This is a genomic window from Enterococcus bulliens (assembly GCF_053761865.1).
The window spans coordinates 1-15720 of sequence record NZ_JBSMXK010000010.1 but is presented as its reverse complement, the minus strand read 5'-3'; the positions used below and the strand labels follow the sequence as shown (position 1 = coordinate 15720).

Below are 15720 nucleotides of genomic sequence, written 5' to 3'. Positions count from 1 at the left end.
AAAATTCACGTATAATAAAAGGCGTAAAGAATAAAGAAGAGAGGCGACCTCATGAGTCGAGTATTCAAAGTTTTTCCTCATCCTGATTACGCAACAAAATTTTCTTTTGCAATGGTCTATGCCATATTAGCCTCTGTTGCAGTGCAATTATTTTACAGTCCAGGCAATATTTATTCGAGTGGAATCACTGGGATCGCACAAATCTTTTCCACATTGTCTGAACGCTTATTTGGAATCTATGTTCCAGTTTCTATGATGCTATTATTTTTAAACTTGCCGCTATTTATTTTAGGTTGGCGAAAAATCGGCCACAAGTTTACGATTTTTACTGGAATCACGGTCGTATCGACCTCTGTGACGATGCAGTTGATCCCAATCGAAAAAATTTCGGATGATCCAATCATTTGTGCTATTTTTGGTGGTGCTACGATGGGAGCGGGGATCGGATATGCCTTAAAAAACGGACTATCCTCTGGAGGTCTTGATTTTGTGAGTATTGCGATCCGTAAGAAAACTGGAAAAAGTATCGGTTCGATCTCGATTATCTTTAACTTTATTATTTTGATCGCAGCTGGGATTTTATTTGGTTGGCAAGCGGCATTATATAGTGCACTAGCGATTTTTGTGTGCGGAAAAGTGACCGATGCTGTCTTTACTCAGCAAAAGAAAATGCAAGTGATCATCATTACGAGACACCCAGATGATGTCATCAATCAGATCCAAGACGAAATCAGACGTGGGATCACGATCATCAATGAAGCTGAAGGAGCGTATCGTCACGATCGTCAGACTGTTTTGATTACAGTAGTAACACGCTATGAATTGCCATCATTACGTCAAGCAATGAAAAAAGCTGATCCCAAGGCATTTGTTAGTATCGCAGATAATGTCCAGATCTTGGGACGTTTTTATGAAGATGATTTTTAAAAAGAGATATTGTATCTCTTTTTTTCATGAAGAAAAGGTAAAATCATGAGTTCAATCATGCTTTTTTTTAAGGTTTATGGCATGATGGAATCAGAATGCAATAGAATAGAAAATAGAAAAGGATTTGGATTATGGCGGAGAAAAAACGAAAAAAAGGTCGCTATATCTCAGGGATCGATGGCATTAGAAGTATTGCTGTGTTAGGCGTGATCTTTTACCACCTGATGCCTAAAGCGATGAAAGGCGGTTATCTTGGTGTACCGATCTTTTTTGTGATCTCGGGGTATTTGATTACAGATTTGATGCGTCAAGAATGGCAACAAAACAATAAAATCGATATCAAAGGCTTTTACGTGAGGCGAATGAAACGTCTGTATCCAGCACTTGTAGCGTTATTGATCAGTGCTTCGTTTTATATTACAGTATTTCAGCGAAATTTATTGAACAATCTACGCGGTGTCGTTTGGAGTAGTTTGCTTTATGTCAATAACTGGTGGCAAATCAAACATGGTGCATCGTATTTCGATCGTTTTGCTAACGAATCACCATTTACGCATTTATGGTCATTAGCAGTTGAAGGACAAAATTATTTGATTTGGCCTTTTGTCTTTGTCTTATTGATTCGGTTTGTGAAAAAGAAAAGCACGATTTTTTATATTTTATCCATTTTAACGCTGATTTCAGCAATCTTAATGGCCATTATGTATCATCCAGGACAAGATCCAACACGTGTTTATTATGGAACAGATACACGAATTTTTTCACTTTGGATGGGGAGTGCATTTGCCTTTATTTGGCCTTCATTCCACTTAAAAGAAGAAATTCCAAAACAAGCTAAGAAAATTTTGAATGTGATCGGTGCCGTGGCTTTAGTAGGTCTGTTACTTTTCTTAGTCTTTTTATCCGATCAAAGCAATTTTGTTTATTACGGCGGGATGTATATCGTTAGTATTTTAGCTACATTATTGATTGCGGTGACGGTTCACCCAGGAGCAAGTTGGAATCGTTGGCTAACGAATCCTCTCTTTAATTATATAGGCAAACGCAGTTATGGTATTTACTTATATCAATTTCCGGTGATGATTTTTTATGAAGCAAAAGTACGTAACTTAGCTAACCATGTGTGGGTACATACTTTGATCGAATTTATCTTGATCATTGGATTAAGTGAACTATCTTATCGCTTTGTAGAAAATCCGCTACGCAAATACAATTATCGTCATTCGTTTAAAACCATTAGATCTTGGTTTACACGTCCATTGCTAAGTAAACAAAAACCGTGGCAACTGCCTGTAGTTGTGGTCACTTTGATTGCATTATTTGGAATTCTTACAGCACCAAGTAATCAAATCGATGCTGAACAACAAGCGTTCCAAGATCAAATCAAAGAAAACCAAAAAATCGTAGAAAAAACAAAAAATGAAACTACGACAGAATCAACGACAACCGATACGTCCACGACAAATGAAGATGAATCCGCTGAAGTCTTTAGTAACAATGTTGAAGATATCATGAAAAAATATGATCTATCGAAAAAACAAGTCGAAGCGGCTCAAGAAAAAGAATTCACTTTATTTGGGGATTCTGTGGCATTAGGTACAGCAGCAAATATCAATGAAGTATTCCCTAAAGCGGTCGTCGATGCGGTAGTGGGAAGACAATTTTATGAAAGTGTGCCCTTGTTAAAACAACTAGAAGCACAAGGGAATTTAAAAGATACAGTCGTGATCGCACTTGGAACAAATGGCTCTTTTACATCGGCACAATTTGACGAAGTAATGGATTATTTAAGTGGTCGGACAGTTTACTTTATCAATGTTCGCGTACCGACACAACGTTGGCAAAATGATGTCAATACGATGTTAGCGGATAAAGCCAAAGACAATAAAAAAATCAAGATTTTAGATTGGTACGACCTAAGTAATGATCATGACGATTGGTTTAGGCCTGATCGGGTCCATCCTACATTGACTGGTCGTATCGAATATACACATCTTTTAGCTGAAGCACTGACAAAATAGATAAAAGTATTTTATTTAAAAAAACAAAAGTGATATGATAAGCAAGAAGACTGAATGGAGGTTTTTTCATGACAATTGATTGGAAAAAAGAAGTAGCACAACGCCAAGATGCGTTATTAGAAGACTTAAAAGAGTTATTACGCGTTAAAAGTGAGCGCGAGGATGATAAAGTAACACCGGATGCACCATTCGGACCAGGACCACGTGATGGGTTACTTAAAATGTTGAGTTTTGGTGAACGTGATGGCTTTACAGTCAAAAACGTCGACAACTATGCTGGACATATCGAATTTGGTGAAGGTGATGAAACACTAGGGATCTTTGGTCATATGGATGTTGTACCAGCTGGAGATGGTTGGGATACAGACCCTTATGAACCAGTAATCAAAGATGGTAAAATCTATGCGCGTGGTTCATCAGATGATAAAGGACCAAGTATGGCAGCTTATTATGCGATGAAGATCATCAAAGAGTTGGACTTACCTTTATCGAAAAAAATCCGCTTTGTCGTGGGTTCTGATGAAGAAAGTGGTTGGGGTGATATGGACTACTACTTCGAACATGAAGCACGTCCTGACTTTGGATTTTCTCCAGATGCAGAATTTCCGATCATCAATGGTGAAAAAGGAAATATCTCATTACTTGTCCACACACCAGTGAGCAATGAAGGCGCGTATCAATTAATTAGCTTCAAGAGTGGCTTACGTCCGAACATGGTTCCAGGAAGTGCGACTGCTGTGATCGAAGTGCCTCAAGAGCAAGTCGATGCGATCAAATCTGCCTTAGAAACTTTTGTGGAAGCCAATCCAATTACAGCAAGTATCACAGAAGCTGCAAATCAATTAACGATCGAGTTAGTGGGGAAAGGTGCTCATGGAGCTCATCCTTCTGCTGGGATCAATGCTGGAACTTACTTAGCCTTATTCTTAAATGAATATGACTTTAAAGCAGGCGCAAAAAACTTCTTACAAGTTGCTGCAGAATATCTTCACTTGGATCTTGAAGGTGAAAAATTAGGGATTGCGTATCGCGATGAAAAAATGGGAGAATTGACAATGAACGCTAGTCTATTCTCATTTGAAAAAACTCAAGAAGATGCGACAGTCAACTTAAATATCCGCTATCCTCAAGGAACAACAGAAGTTGAATTAAAACAAGGATTAGCAGATTCGATCGGACAATTTGATGTGACAGTAACCGAAGAACCACATCATATGACTCCTCACTATGTACCAGTGGAAGATCCATTAGTGGCAACATTACTTTCAGTATATGAAGACCACACAGGTGAAAAAGGATTTGAACAAATCATCGGTGGTGGAACGTACGGTCGTTTATTGGAACGTGGTGTTGCTTATGGAGCAATGTTCCCAGGATATACAGACACGATGCATCAAGCCAATGAATTTATGGAATTAGACGATCTATTCCGTTCAGCAGCAATCTATGCAGATGCAATCTATCGTTTAGCGAAATAAAATATGAATACTATAAGAAAAAGCAGCTCTTTAAAAAGAGCTGCTTTTTTAAAATCCAAGTAAAATATCATCGCTGACTTCAGCAGTTTCGCGATTGATCTCTAAGACCGTACCGGTTTTTGCATCAGCTAAAAATTGATAAGCTACTAGTTGATCATCTTCAAATCGAGTGATTCCACCGGCGTAGCTATCGACTTTGATGGCAAATTTTTGATAAGGCTTGCTTTCATATTCGATAAAAGAACCTTCAATCGATCCTTCTTTTAAAAAGGCTTTTTTGATGTGGGCTAAGACATCATCAGCCGCTAAATGTTTCTTTTTTTGATACCAGATGCTTGCGACGATTCCTGTAGCCATACCGATTCCAGCACCGATAGCTAGTCCTTTAAGTAAAGGTGTTTGTTCTTGATTCATACAAGTCCTCCTTGAATAAAGTAGTGACGTTTCTTGTATTTTACCATATCTCAAAAAAAGTAACAGGTTTCAAACCATGAGTCCTTTCAAGAAAAGTAATTTGCGTTATAATAAGACAAAAGCCAATTTAAAAGGAGGCGATGATTGGTTCAACCAATCAGATTATGGAAGAAAAAACATTTCAACACATCAAGACATTAACCGAGTTACAAGGAACGAGCGGATTTGAGCACGATATCCGTGCTTACATGAAACAGGAAATGACGCCACTTGTCGATGAGATCGCACAAGATGGGTTAGGCGGAATCTTTGGGATCCGTCACAATCAAGATGCAGATGCACCGCGAATCATGGTAGCTTCTCATATGGATGAGGTCGGTTTTTTAATTACACAAATCACTGATCGTGGTTTATTTAAAGTGACTCCATTAGGTGGCTGGAATCCGTATGTCGTTTCAGCACAACGCTTTACACTAAAAACGGCTAAAGGCAACTATCCATGTATCTCATCATCAGTCCCACCGCATTTATTGCGAGGTGCTGCGGGGCAAAAGGCTGTAGAAGTAACTGATATTCTATTTGATGCAGGATTTGATTCACGCGATGAAGCACTTGAATATGGCGTTCGACCAGGTGATACGATCGTACCTGTTGCTGAAACGATCAAAACAGCAAATGGTAAAAACATTATTTCCAAAGCTTGGGATAATCGCTATGGTTGTACTGTGGTACTAGAAGCGCTCGAAGCATTAAAAGAGGAAACATTACCGAATACATTGATTGCTGGAGCAAATGTACAAGAAGAAGTCGGCTTACGTGGTTCTAAAGCGTCAGTTACAAAATTCAAACCAGAAGTTTTCTTTGCAGTCGACTGCTCACCAGCTGACGATACCGTGACGAAAAATGGGACTTTTGGTCATTTAGGTGAAGGAACTTTACTTCGCATCTTTGATCCAGGTTTAATTATGTTGCCAAAAATGAAAGAATTTTTACTGGATATAGCTTCAACTTACGATATCCCTTACCAATACTTTGTATCAAAAGGTGGTACGGATGCTGGTGCAGCTCATACAGCAAATGAAGGCATCCCAAGTAGTGTGATTGGTGTTCCAGGGCGTTATATCCATACCCACCAAACATTATTTAGCATCAAAGATTATGAAGCAGCACGTGAGATGGTGATCCAAGTAATCAAAAACTTAGATCGTACAACTGTTGATACAATCGTTGCTGGACAATAGAAAGAAGGAAAACAGATGATCAAACCAAAAAGTTTAGAAGAATTAGCAGGATATGTAGAAAAAGGCCAAAATATCTTTTTCTTTACTGCTGACTGGTGTGGCGATTGCCGTTTTATCAAACCAGCGATGCCCGAAATCGATGCTGAATTTCCAGAGTGGACTATCATTGAAGTCGATCGCGATGAATTTATCGATGTCGCTAGTAAATGGTCGATTTTAGGAATCCCAAGTTTTGTGATCATCAAAGACGGCAAAGAACTAGGTCGTTTAGTCAATAAAGATCGCAAAACAAAAGAGGAAATCACAACATTCATCAACAATACAATTAACTAAGAAAAGGTGAGAAAGATGGAACAAGAGTATCATACGATTTTAGTCGGAATCGATGGATCAAAACATGCAGAAGAAGCGTTCAAAAAAGCAATTGAGATCGCACGTCGTAATCATGGAAAAGTCATAGCCGTAAACGTAGTCGATCAACCTGTCGCTTCTTACATGGGCTATTCAAGTATTGGCGAATCAGAACTTTATCAAGAAGAAGAGATTAGTAGCGTCATGATCAATGAAGTCAAAGAACACGCCAAACACGTCGATTTTCATGATTTAGAAGCAATTATCGCTTATGGTTCACCCAAGGAAGAATTAGCCAAAAACTTACCAAATGAATACAAAATCGACTTGATCATGGTCGGTCAATCAGGAAAACATGCAACAGAACGTTTTGTGATGGGAAGTGTGGCAAGTTATGTGACACGAACTGCACCTTGTGACGTTTTAGTTGTCAGTCGTGATGAATAACAGTTGAGAGGAGCTGTGACAAAAGTCTGTCACAGCCTCTTTTTTTATTAAACGGGAAGGAAACTCGATATTTTAATGCCGCGATGAATTCCCGTTCTTTTGTTCTCACTTTACATATAGTAATGGTATAATTATCTAGAGGTGTTGATATGAAAGATAAGGAACGATTAACATATGGTAGGACTTCTGTATACAATTTAAACTACCATTTAATTTGGGGAACCAAATATCGGAATAAAGTCTTAAAAGGTGAAATCGAAACAGATTTGAAACAATTACTATATGATATTGCCGATTTGGTCGCCAAGCTATTTTGTTGAAAGTATTGGAACGATAAATGAACATGCTATTGCGAAGTATATTGATGACCAACGAGTAAAGGAGATGAACCATAATGAAACTGAAAGGAATCAAAATTAAACTATATCCTACTCAAAAACAAATTGAATTCATCGAATCTAATTTCCATATCAATCGCTTTGTGTACAATCAATTACTTGCCATGCAAATTGAACGCCATAAAAATGGTGGTGATTTTATCGGTAAATTCGGCATGAACTACTTGATTAAAGCTATGAAATTAGAATTTCCATTCATCAAATCCGCTGAAAGTACAAGCTTACTTTATACTTCTGCGGATCTAAACGACTCATTTTCAAGATTCTTCAAAAAACAAACAAAGTTTCCTCGATTCAAATCGAAGAAAAACCCTAAACATAGTTACAAATCAAATTGTGTAAACAATAATATTTCTGTTGTGGATGACCATGTGATTCGATTGCCAAAACTAGGTCTTGTGAAAGCAAATGGCTTACACCGTATCAATGGCAAAATCAAGAGTGCTGTTATTCGAAAAAATTCGAACGGATCATTTACGGCAACCATTCAGGTGGAACATGAACCTTCAACATTAGCTAAGACTAATCGTTGTATTGGTATTGATTTAGGGATTTCTTATTTAGCAATACAATCGAATGGTGTACAATTACCAAATAAAAATTTCGAACGCACTTTGTCTAAAAAGCGTAAGCTTTGGGAACGAAAACTTGCTAGACGTAGAATACAAGCAAAAAAACAAATTAGTCTAGCCAAAGAACAAGGTATTGAGCTTGAGCTGTCTTCGTTTAAAAACTTAGAAAAAGCTCGTATCATGGTGGCGGAAATTAACCGGAAAATCATGAACCAAAGAGAAGACTATCTTCAAAAGTACACGACTGGTTTAGTAAAACAATTCGACACCATCGTGATTGAAGAGTTAAAAGTATCCAACATGATGAAGAACCATCATTTGTCACGTTCCATAGCTGATGCATCTTGGGCGAAAATCAAGTCCATGCTGCAATACAAGTGTGACTGGTATGGTAGAGAATTGGTTATTGTTTCCTCTCATTATACGAGCCAAATTTGTTCTTCATGTGGTGAGAACACTGGTAAAAAACCACTACATATTCGTGAATTTACTTGTTCTCATTGTGAAACACATCATGATAGAGATATCAATGCGAGTATCAACATCTTAAACAAAGCGTTTGCCTAACGTTAAAGGCACTGGTATGGGACATCCTGCAATCAACAATGTAGTATGCCATGGTTAATAGGAGACACCGCTGTTGTTTAGAAAGTTAAATATCAAGTATGCTCTGTTCCCAAAAGCTCTGTTGCTTTAGCAATGAGTAGTTCACATTAAAAAATTAGCATCAAACGAGAATTCAAAGTAAAAGTTTGGTAAGATATGAAACGAAGAATAGATTTTAGGAGGAACGAAAATGATTTTTGCATACAATAAAGAACATGTCAGCGATACATTATTAACGATTTTAGAAGACGATAAGGGCATGGAACAACAAACAGAACGTAAAGGTGATATCGCAAAATTAACAACCGAAGATGGACGAATCATCGGCTGGAATTTCTTTAACATTTCAGAAAAATTAACGATCGATGAGCGTGGTCAAGTCTATTTAACAGACGATCAAGTGACTGTCTTAAATACTTGGTTACAAGAAGAAGGATTCACAGAACAATTAACACCTGATCACGAACCGAAATTTGTCGTGGGATTTGTAAAAGAATGCGTACCTCATGAAGATAGTGATCATTTATCGATTACTAAAATTGAGATCGATAACAACAAGGAATTACAAATCGTTTGTGGTGCACCCAACATTCGTCAAGGATTAAAAGTCGTTGTCGCTAAACCAGGTGCGATGATGCCTGATGGCCTATTGATCTGGCCTGGTGAATTACGTGGTGTTGAAAGCTTTGGGATGGTATGTTCTGCTAAAGAATTACACCTAAAAGACGCACCGAAAAAACGTGGAATCTTAGAGTTACCACAAGATGCTGTTGTAGGTGAAGCATTCCCAGTCGGTCAATAGCGACTTGTGTTTTTAGAGTGACTATAGTAAGGTAGACATTAGTAAAATCATTGCGGGGGGACTTTTATAGTTGAGAAGGTTAAAACCTGACCCTTAGAACCTGACAGTTAACACTGACGTAGGGAGCAGAAGTTTGGATCACTCACCTTATTTGAGTAAACTTTGCGCTCTCCATTTATTGATGGAGAGCTTTTTTTTCGCAATTTTTTTATTACGGGGGGACTATTTAGTTGAGAAGGTTAAAACCTGACCCTTAGAACCTGGCAGTTAAGACTGGCGTAGGGAGTAATTGCTTGCGTCTTCCAAATCAAGGAGGAAAAACATGTTTTATTCATTGGCAGTATCAGATGCCCAAACACCTTACCAGATGTGTTTGACACATCCATTTGTCACACAAGTAAAGGAATCGACTTTACAAAAAGTTAGCTTTGCATATTATTTACGGCAAGATCAAGAGTACCTCAAGCATTACGTTATTTGTTTACAAAAATGGCAACGATCATTACCCAAAAAATATCATGGCTTTATCGATGATATGATCTTAGAAGTGAAAGAAAAAGAAGAAATATTCCAAAGACGTGCGTTAAGTGAACTCCCCCAAGTAGACTACGTTTCGGATTCGATTACGACACGCTATATCGAGCATTTATACGCTAGTTTAGCTACTAACAATCATGCGTATATCTATGCGTCGTTATTAGCCTGTCCATTTATTTATCAACAGCTTGCACAAGACGTTAGATTAGATACGATTCAAGAACCTTTGTATCGTGAATGGTTTTCGTTATATCAGACGACAGAAGCTAAACAAATCCAACAGCTACAAGAAGCACGATTGGCAGACTTTTGTCAGCTCGAGCAATGTACGCTTGAAAGTTGTGTCCCATATTTTACGCAAAGTATGATCGATGAAGTATTATTCTTTGCGATGCCGTTACATCAGGAGGTGACCGTATGAGTCTTCAAGCAATTTTTGCTGCCACCCCCTTGATCCACTGTTTAACCAATCAAGTCGTTATGACGCAAACTGCCAATGCCTTACTCGCAGTAAATGCCTCACCGATCATGACCGATGAACCATTAGAAGTGCCTGAGATCACGAGCTTGGCACAAGGCGTATTGATCAATATCGGGACGATGACAGCTCAAACAAGAATAGCGATGAAACTTGCCGTCAAAACGGCCAATCAAAAGCTAATCCCAGTCGTATTAGATCCAGTTGGTATCGGTGCTAGTTCATTTCGTTTTACTTTTGTCGAAGACCTATTGAGAAATACTCAAATCAGTGTACTACGATGCAATCAAGGCGAACTTGCGACGATTGCGCGTGAACCTTGGCTGACAAAGGGTGTCGATAGTGGTCAAGGAGAATTTGATTGTGAAGTGATTGCAAAACGAGTAGCTAGGCAGTATGGGTGCATTGTAGTCGTAACGGGAGCTAGTGACTTGGTGACCGATGGCGATATAGTCCAATTGATCAAAGGCGGGAATACACTTATCACACGGATTACGGGAACAGGTTGTTTGCTGAGTGCTTTACTAGCTGCTGGAATTGCAAGTATTGATAAAAAAGAAGCATTAAGCACGTGTGCAACGATTTGTGAAGAGTACAAAGCGATTGTGACTTCAATCAAAAACTTAGGCAGTGGAATGATCCAGATCATCAATGGTCTAGCGATTCGTGCGGAGGTGGAACATGATTAAATGTGCTTGTACGATAGCTGGGTCTGATAGTGGTGGTGGTGCAGGGATTCAAGCGGATCTCAAAACGTTTCAAGAAGCAGGCGTATATGGCACGTCGGTCCTCACGGCTGTAACCGCGCAAAATACATTAGGTGTCGAACAAATTGAAGCTTCAAGTCCTGCGATTATTGCAGCGCAGTTAGATGCGATCCAAACAGACTTTTTGATCAAAGCTTATAAAATAGGGATGTTGTTTGATGAAACAATCATTGAACTTGTAGCCAGTAAGCTAGAAGCCAAAGAAGTACCGATCGTAGTGGATCCTGTGATGGTCGCTAAAGGTGGAGCAAGTTTATTACAATTAGAAGCAATCGAAGCTTTAAAAACGAAGCTCTTACCACTTGCAACGATTTGTACTCCGAATTTGCCAGAAGCTGAGATCATTACTGGAATCCAGATTACTGATGATCGGAGTCTACAACAAGCAGCAGAAAAAATACTCCAGTTAGGTGTCGAAACAGTCGTCATGAAAGGCGGGCATGCAATCGGAAAACAAGCAATCGATATCGTGTTTTCAGTACATGAAGCACCGTATCGTTTGCTGACACCACGTTACGAAACAGCACATACACACGGGACTGGCTGTACATTTTCAGCTGCAATCACGGCACATTTAGCACAGGGGATGTCTGTCAAAACAGCAATCATCGAAGCCAAAAGATTTATTGATCGCGCGATTTTTCATTCTCTGCATCTAGGTCACGGTCATGGACCGACCAATCACTTTGCCTATAAAAAGACAGGAGGCGATGTCGATGTCCAACTATTTAGCTAATTATTTGGTTTTTGGAACACCAGACTGTTTCTATCATGAGCCACTTAATCTTTTAGAGCAAGCTTTAAAAGCTGGGATAACCTGTGTCCAATTACGTGAAAAAGGCCCAATAGCTTTAACTGGTACTAAAAAAATCGTATTTGCTAAATCATGTCGAAAACTATGTACACAATATGATGTGCCTTTTTTTGTAAACGATGATCTAGAATTAGCATTAATGGTAGATGCAGATGGTATTCATGTCGGTCAAGATGATTTAGCAGTAGCTGTCATTCGTCAAAAGGCCCCACATTTAAAAATTGGCCTATCGGTACACACGAACGCTCAAGCCAAACAAGCGATCGCACAGCATGTCGATTATGTGGGGATTGGTCCAATCTATGAAACGACCACAAAAAAAGATGGTATCCAAAGTTCACCGGATTTTTTAGCAGCGATCTGTCAAACATATCCTAACTTACCTGTAGTCGCGATTGGTGGGATCAATGGTGAGAATCAACGTGCGTTACGCAAGATGGGTGCGAGTGGAATTGCAGTAGTCTCTGCGATCACAAAGCAGTATGATATTACAAAAGCAGTAAAACGAATCAAGGAGTGAAATAAATGGATATTCAAACCGTTACCTATATGGCAAAAGATTATGATGAGGCGATTGCTTATTTTACCGAAAAATGGGGATTCGTTCTTTTACAGGATGAAGTACAAGTAGAATATGACCGTCGTTTTGTACTAGTGGCTCCAAATAAAACAACAGCGATGCGTCTATTGATCAAACAAGCGAAGACACCAGAAGAACAAGCTCTAGTTGGACGGCAAGCAGGTGATGATGTTTTTCTATTTTTACAAACTGAAGCATTTGAAGAAGAATATGCACAACTAAAGGCAAAACAACTAAAGGCAAATGGCGTACGATTTTTAAGATCATTGAAGATCTATATGGAAACAAATGGGATTTTATCGGAAATTAGACAAAAAATAGGGATGTGACAAAAATCTATCACATCTCCTATAAATCGAATAAACGGTGTTCCGGAAGTAGCTCTTTTAAAAATAAGCCGCATCATTACCGAAATAGACGAATCTATTATCGGAATAATGCGGCTTATTTTTTAGAGCTGCCCACTTCTGTCACAGCCTAATTTTTTATTGACCTGGAATGGTATTATTTGAATTTGTATTGCTGTTTGATTGATTTAAGATCGATTGATCGACACTTAGTTCAACTGTCACAGTTTTTTCTTGATCACCACGGTAGAAAGTGATTTCCATCTTATCACCAACTGCTTTTTTATAGAGAGCTGCTCTTAATTCAGTTGTATTTGAGATTTCTTCACCATCGATTTTTGTGATCACATCGTATTTTTCTAGACCAGCTTTTTCAGCAGGTGTGCCATTTGCGACGCTTAATACGACAACACCGCTTTTCACTGAACTAGGTACTTTCAAGACTTGTTCTTGTTGCTCAGAAGAAATCGAGCTTAAATCATACATCGATACACCGAGTGCTGGACGACTGATTTTACCATTTTTTTCTAGTTGATTGATCACGGTTACTACATCGTTACTTGGAATCGCAAATCCCATACCTTCAACGCTCACACCACTAGAAGTACCAGAGCTTGCGATTTTACTTGAGTTGATCCCGATGACTTGTCCTTTGATATTGATCAGTGGGCCACCAGAGTTTCCTGGGTTGATCGCAGCATCTGTTTGGATCGCATTGATGTTGACTTGTTGTCCTTCATCATTTGTACTCGTTACTTGGCGGTTTAATGAAGAGATGATTCCTTCTGTTACAGAGTTCGCATATTCAGAACCTAGAGGAGAACCGATCGCAATAGCAGGTTCGCCGACTTTAAGACTTGCTGAATCACCAAAATCTGCGACCGTTGTGACTTTATCAGAATCGATTTTAAGTACAGCTAAGTCGGTATAGGCATCCGTTCCGACTAATTCAGCTTTGACTTTAGTACCATCAGCTAATAACACTTCAAGTTCACTTTGTCCTTCAACTACGTGATTATTTGTTACGATATAGGCAGTTTTTCCGTCTTTTTTGTAGATTACACCACTACCTTCACTTGCAGTTTCTAGATTACTTTCATCCCCAGTAGAACCAGAACTATTGCCATTTTGATTATTATTTCCAAACAGACCACCGTATTGGTCGTTTAAATTATTCGATTGTAGATTGATGATTGAGACTACTGCACCTTGGACTTTTTCTACAGCTTGCGTCACATCGCTAGTTACATTGTATTTCACGTTGCTTACATTCGTGCTACCAGAGTTGTTTGTAGCTGTTGTCGATACACTTGTCGAAGTAGAAGAATTTGCACCTGTAGCAAGATATAACCCGCCAAAACTTAAAGCACCGCCGATCACGCCACTTAATAATCCGATTCCAACTTTTTGAATCATTGATGATTTTTTTGGTTTTTGTTCCATCTATATGGTCCTCCAATCTATTGATCTTATCAATAGTATAATCTTATTCATTACGTTTAGTCTACTTTAAGAGTTTGAACAAAATATGAAGAACTTGGGATCAAAGACTGTGAAACAATTGAATAATTTACGAAAAAATCCACAGACTATGTAAAAAATTAGAAGAGTTATCCACAAATTGTGGATAACTCTTTAAAATTGTGGATACAAACATTCGTTCTATTTTTTCGTTAAAACCAATCCGTAAAATCGTGTATAATAAAATAGAATCTATCAAAGGAGAAACAACATGAATATCAAAATTATCACCGTTGGAAAGTTAAAAGAAAAATATTTAGTCGCAGGAATTCAAGAATACACCAAACGATTAAAAAGCTATTGTAAAATCGAATTGATCGAAGTACCAGACGAAAAAGCACCAGAAAATCTCAGTGAAGCCGAAATGCTTCAAGTCAAAGAAAAAGAAGGCGAACGGATTTTAGCCAAAATCAAAGAACAAGAATACGTCTACGCACTAGCGATCAATGGACAGAACCCTTCTAGTGAAGCTTTTGCGAAACAACTTGATCAACTTGCGATCCAAGGCAAAAGTAATCTCGTCTTTATTATTGGCGGATCATTAGGACTAAGCGACACTGTTTTAAAACGCAGCCAAGCCCAGATCTCATTTGGTAAAATGACCTATCCTCATCAATTGATGCGCCTGATTTTAGTCGAACAAATCTATCGTGCGTTTCGCATCAATAAAAACGAACCGTATCATAAATGATGCGGTTTTTTGGTAGATGGATGTTGATATAGAAGGGTTCTTGGTTAAGAATCACAGGATAAATTGATACGGGTGTGTTTTTGGATAGGAAAAAAGGGGGCAATATGGGACTGTTTTTGAAGTATCTATTGATAAGTAGTTTAATTTTTGGAGTAGGATTTACTGGATTATTTATTGTATTGGAATTATTAACGATTTTACTAATAATAAGAAGCTATAATTTTAAAAAATGTGGTAAAAATATTTATGTCACTCCTGGTATTTCTTTTTATTGTGGTAAAAACATTGAGATTGGAGATAACGTGAGTATACTAAATAATGTTCACTTCCACGATAAAAGTATGATTATAATTGGTAGTAATAGTGTAATAGGTAGCAACACAGTTGTTGGAGATAATACAATAATAGAAAATGGTAGTTATTATATAAATTAGTTTGTTTGCTAGATTACTCATTAATTTAGTGGAAACTTATCTGCTTTTTAATGTTAAATAAAGCTTAAAAACGTTATGGAAACACTCTTAGATATTCCTTAGGTTATTTTTAAAATCAACTAGTACCACAAGTGGTATACTAATAACAATTAGGAGGGGATTTTTTGGATTACGTCCATATAATTGTGTAAAAGATAAAAGGCCATGTAACAGCCCTTTTACGGTACAATGTTTTTAACCACAAAAACATACCCAGGAGGACGTTACATGACCCAAGTACATTTTACACTGAAC

At 38.1% G+C, this 15720-nt stretch carries 17 protein-coding genes, 1 pseudogene and 2 riboswitches; of the genes and pseudogenes, 16 read left to right on the top strand and 2 right to left on the bottom strand.

Annotation, left to right across the window (positions count from 1 at the left end):
• The first annotated feature begins 51 nt into the window (after positions 1 to 51).
• The 3 genes from ACWOEC_RS06515 (at position 52) to pepV (ending at position 4426) form a co-directional block, all read left to right on the top strand.
• Entirely contained in the window at positions 52 to 927 is an 876-nt protein-coding gene (locus tag ACWOEC_RS06515; RefSeq protein WP_455306783.1) for a YitT family protein, read from the top strand.
• Positions 928 to 1055: 128 nt separating this feature from the next.
• On the top strand, positions 1056 to 2948 hold the full coding sequence (locus ACWOEC_RS06510) for an acyltransferase family protein (RefSeq protein ID WP_455306892.1): 1893 nt from the start codon (positions 1056 to 1058) through the stop codon (positions 2946 to 2948).
• A 68-nt stretch (positions 2949 to 3016) separates the two neighbouring features.
• Positions 3017 to 4426, top strand: coding sequence for a dipeptidase PepV (gene pepV / locus ACWOEC_RS06505; RefSeq protein ID WP_455306781.1), 1410 nt, complete (start codon positions 3017 to 3019; stop codon positions 4424 to 4426).
• Between the two features lie 48 nt (positions 4427 to 4474).
• Here pepV and ACWOEC_RS06500 read toward each other — a convergent pair whose 3' ends face one another.
• Positions 4475 to 4840 carry a hypothetical protein gene (locus ACWOEC_RS06500; RefSeq protein WP_455306779.1) on the bottom strand — a complete coding sequence of 122 codons (366 nt, stop codon included), beginning with the start codon at positions 4838 to 4840 and terminating at the stop codon, positions 4475 to 4477.
• Positions 4841 to 5004: 164 nt separating this feature from the next.
• Here ACWOEC_RS06500 and pepA point away from each other — a divergent pair, with 164 nt between their 5' ends.
• From pepA to ACWOEC_RS06445, 11 genes and pseudogenes are all read left to right on the top strand, one after another.
• Complete coding sequence (pepA, locus tag ACWOEC_RS06495; protein ID WP_455306890.1) at positions 5005 to 6081, top strand: glutamyl aminopeptidase; 1077 nt, start codon at positions 5005 to 5007, stop codon at positions 6079 to 6081.
• A 15-nt stretch (positions 6082 to 6096) separates the two neighbouring features.
• Entirely contained in the window at positions 6097 to 6414 is a 318-nt protein-coding gene (locus ACWOEC_RS06490) for a thioredoxin family protein (RefSeq protein ID WP_297076627.1), read from the top strand.
• 15 nt (positions 6415 to 6429) lie between these two features.
• Entirely contained in the window at positions 6430 to 6879 is a 450-nt protein-coding gene (locus ACWOEC_RS06485) for a universal stress protein (RefSeq protein WP_297076623.1), read from the top strand.
• Between the two features lie 149 nt (positions 6880 to 7028).
• A pseudogene (locus ACWOEC_RS06480) lies at positions 7029 to 7299 on the top strand (transposase).
• On the top strand, positions 7274 to 8416 hold the full coding sequence (locus ACWOEC_RS06475; RefSeq protein ID WP_455306776.1) for an RNA-guided endonuclease TnpB family protein: 1143 nt from the start codon (positions 7274 to 7276) through the stop codon (positions 8414 to 8416). The pseudogene ACWOEC_RS06480 and the gene ACWOEC_RS06475 overlap by 26 nt, the downstream one beginning before the upstream one ends.
• A 229-nt stretch (positions 8417 to 8645) precedes the next feature.
• On the top strand, positions 8646 to 9257 hold the full coding sequence (gene ytpR / locus ACWOEC_RS06470) for a YtpR family tRNA-binding protein (protein ID WP_455306774.1): 612 nt from the start codon (positions 8646 to 8648) through the stop codon (positions 9255 to 9257).
• Between the two features lie 44 nt (positions 9258 to 9301).
• A riboswitch (TPP riboswitch) is annotated at positions 9302 to 9399 on the top strand.
• Positions 9400 to 9462: 63 nt separating this feature from the next.
• Positions 9463 to 9559: riboswitch (TPP riboswitch) on the top strand.
• Between the two features lie 20 nt (positions 9560 to 9579).
• Positions 9580 to 10215, top strand: a complete 636-nt coding sequence (locus ACWOEC_RS06465; RefSeq protein WP_455306772.1) for a TenA family protein — start codon at positions 9580 to 9582, stop codon at positions 10213 to 10215.
• On the top strand, positions 10212 to 10961 hold the full coding sequence (gene thiM / locus ACWOEC_RS06460; RefSeq protein ID WP_455306771.1) for a hydroxyethylthiazole kinase: 750 nt from the start codon (positions 10212 to 10214) through the stop codon (positions 10959 to 10961). The genes ACWOEC_RS06465 and thiM overlap by 4 nt, the downstream gene beginning before the upstream one ends.
• Positions 10954 to 11775 carry a bifunctional hydroxymethylpyrimidine kinase/phosphomethylpyrimidine kinase gene (thiD, locus tag ACWOEC_RS06455; protein ID WP_455306769.1) on the top strand — a complete coding sequence of 274 codons (822 nt, stop codon included), beginning with the start codon at positions 10954 to 10956 and terminating at the stop codon, positions 11773 to 11775. The genes thiM and thiD overlap by 8 nt, the downstream gene beginning before the upstream one ends.
• Positions 11756 to 12373: a thiamine phosphate synthase gene (thiE, locus tag ACWOEC_RS06450; RefSeq protein WP_455306767.1), complete on the top strand. Its 618-nt coding sequence runs from the start codon at positions 11756 to 11758 to the stop codon at positions 12371 to 12373. The genes thiD and thiE overlap by 20 nt, the downstream gene beginning before the upstream one ends.
• Positions 12374 to 12378: 5 nt before the next feature.
• On the top strand, positions 12379 to 12762 hold the full coding sequence (locus ACWOEC_RS06445) for a VOC family protein (RefSeq protein ID WP_455306765.1): 384 nt from the start codon (positions 12379 to 12381) through the stop codon (positions 12760 to 12762).
• Positions 12763 to 12918: 156 nt separating this feature from the next.
• Here ACWOEC_RS06445 and ACWOEC_RS06440 read toward each other — a convergent pair whose 3' ends face one another.
• Positions 12919 to 14223, bottom strand: coding sequence for a S1C family serine protease (locus tag ACWOEC_RS06440; protein WP_455306763.1), 1305 nt, complete (start codon positions 14221 to 14223; stop codon positions 12919 to 12921).
• A 289-nt stretch (positions 14224 to 14512) separates the two neighbouring features.
• Between ACWOEC_RS06440 and rlmH the strand changes: the two genes are divergently transcribed.
• Together rlmH and ACWOEC_RS06430 are read left to right on the top strand one after the other, a co-directional pair.
• The gene (gene rlmH, locus ACWOEC_RS06435) at positions 14513 to 14992 is read left to right on the top strand and encodes a 23S rRNA (pseudouridine(1915)-N(3))-methyltransferase RlmH (RefSeq protein ID WP_455306761.1); all 480 of its coding nucleotides are present in this window, start codon (positions 14513 to 14515) and stop codon (positions 14990 to 14992) included.
• Between the two features lie 104 nt (positions 14993 to 15096).
• Complete coding sequence (locus ACWOEC_RS06430; protein WP_455306759.1) at positions 15097 to 15426, top strand: acyltransferase; 330 nt, start codon at positions 15097 to 15099, stop codon at positions 15424 to 15426.
• Positions 15427 to 15720: the final 294 nt, after the last annotated feature.

Excerpts from the sequence above, each read along its gene's own strand:
- ACWOEC_RS06515 (WP_455306783.1), top strand. The coding sequence starts at position 52 with ATGAGTCGAGTATTCAAAGTTTTTCCTCATCCTGATTACGCAACAAAA.
- pepV (WP_455306781.1), top strand. The coding sequence starts at position 3,017 with ATGACAATTGATTGGAAAAAAGAAGTAGCACAACGCCAAGATGCGTTA.
- ACWOEC_RS06500 (WP_455306779.1), bottom strand. The coding sequence starts at position 4,840 with ATGAATCAAGAACAAACACCTTTACTTAAAGGACTAGCTATCGGTGCT.
- pepA (WP_455306890.1), top strand. The coding sequence starts at position 5,005 with ATGGAAGAAAAAACATTTCAACACATCAAGACATTAACCGAGTTACAA.
- ACWOEC_RS06490 (WP_297076627.1), top strand. The coding sequence starts at position 6,097 with ATGATCAAACCAAAAAGTTTAGAAGAATTAGCAGGATATGTAGAAAAA.
- ACWOEC_RS06485 (WP_297076623.1), top strand. The coding sequence starts at position 6,430 with ATGGAACAAGAGTATCATACGATTTTAGTCGGAATCGATGGATCAAAA.
- ACWOEC_RS06475 (WP_455306776.1), top strand. The coding sequence starts at position 7,274 with ATGAAACTGAAAGGAATCAAAATTAAACTATATCCTACTCAAAAACAA.
- ytpR (WP_455306774.1), top strand. The coding sequence starts at position 8,646 with ATGATTTTTGCATACAATAAAGAACATGTCAGCGATACATTATTAACG.
- ACWOEC_RS06465 (WP_455306772.1), top strand. The coding sequence starts at position 9,580 with ATGTTTTATTCATTGGCAGTATCAGATGCCCAAACACCTTACCAGATG.
- thiM (WP_455306771.1), top strand. The coding sequence starts at position 10,212 with ATGAGTCTTCAAGCAATTTTTGCTGCCACCCCCTTGATCCACTGTTTA.
- thiD (WP_455306769.1), top strand. The coding sequence starts at position 10,954 with ATGATTAAATGTGCTTGTACGATAGCTGGGTCTGATAGTGGTGGTGGT.
- thiE (WP_455306767.1), top strand. The coding sequence starts at position 11,756 with ATGTCCAACTATTTAGCTAATTATTTGGTTTTTGGAACACCAGACTGT.
- ACWOEC_RS06445 (WP_455306765.1), top strand. The coding sequence starts at position 12,379 with ATGGATATTCAAACCGTTACCTATATGGCAAAAGATTATGATGAGGCG.
- ACWOEC_RS06440 (WP_455306763.1), bottom strand. The coding sequence starts at position 14,223 with ATGGAACAAAAACCAAAAAAATCATCAATGATTCAAAAAGTTGGAATC.
- rlmH (WP_455306761.1), top strand. The coding sequence starts at position 14,513 with ATGAATATCAAAATTATCACCGTTGGAAAGTTAAAAGAAAAATATTTA.
- ACWOEC_RS06430 (WP_455306759.1), top strand. The coding sequence starts at position 15,097 with ATGGGACTGTTTTTGAAGTATCTATTGATAAGTAGTTTAATTTTTGGA.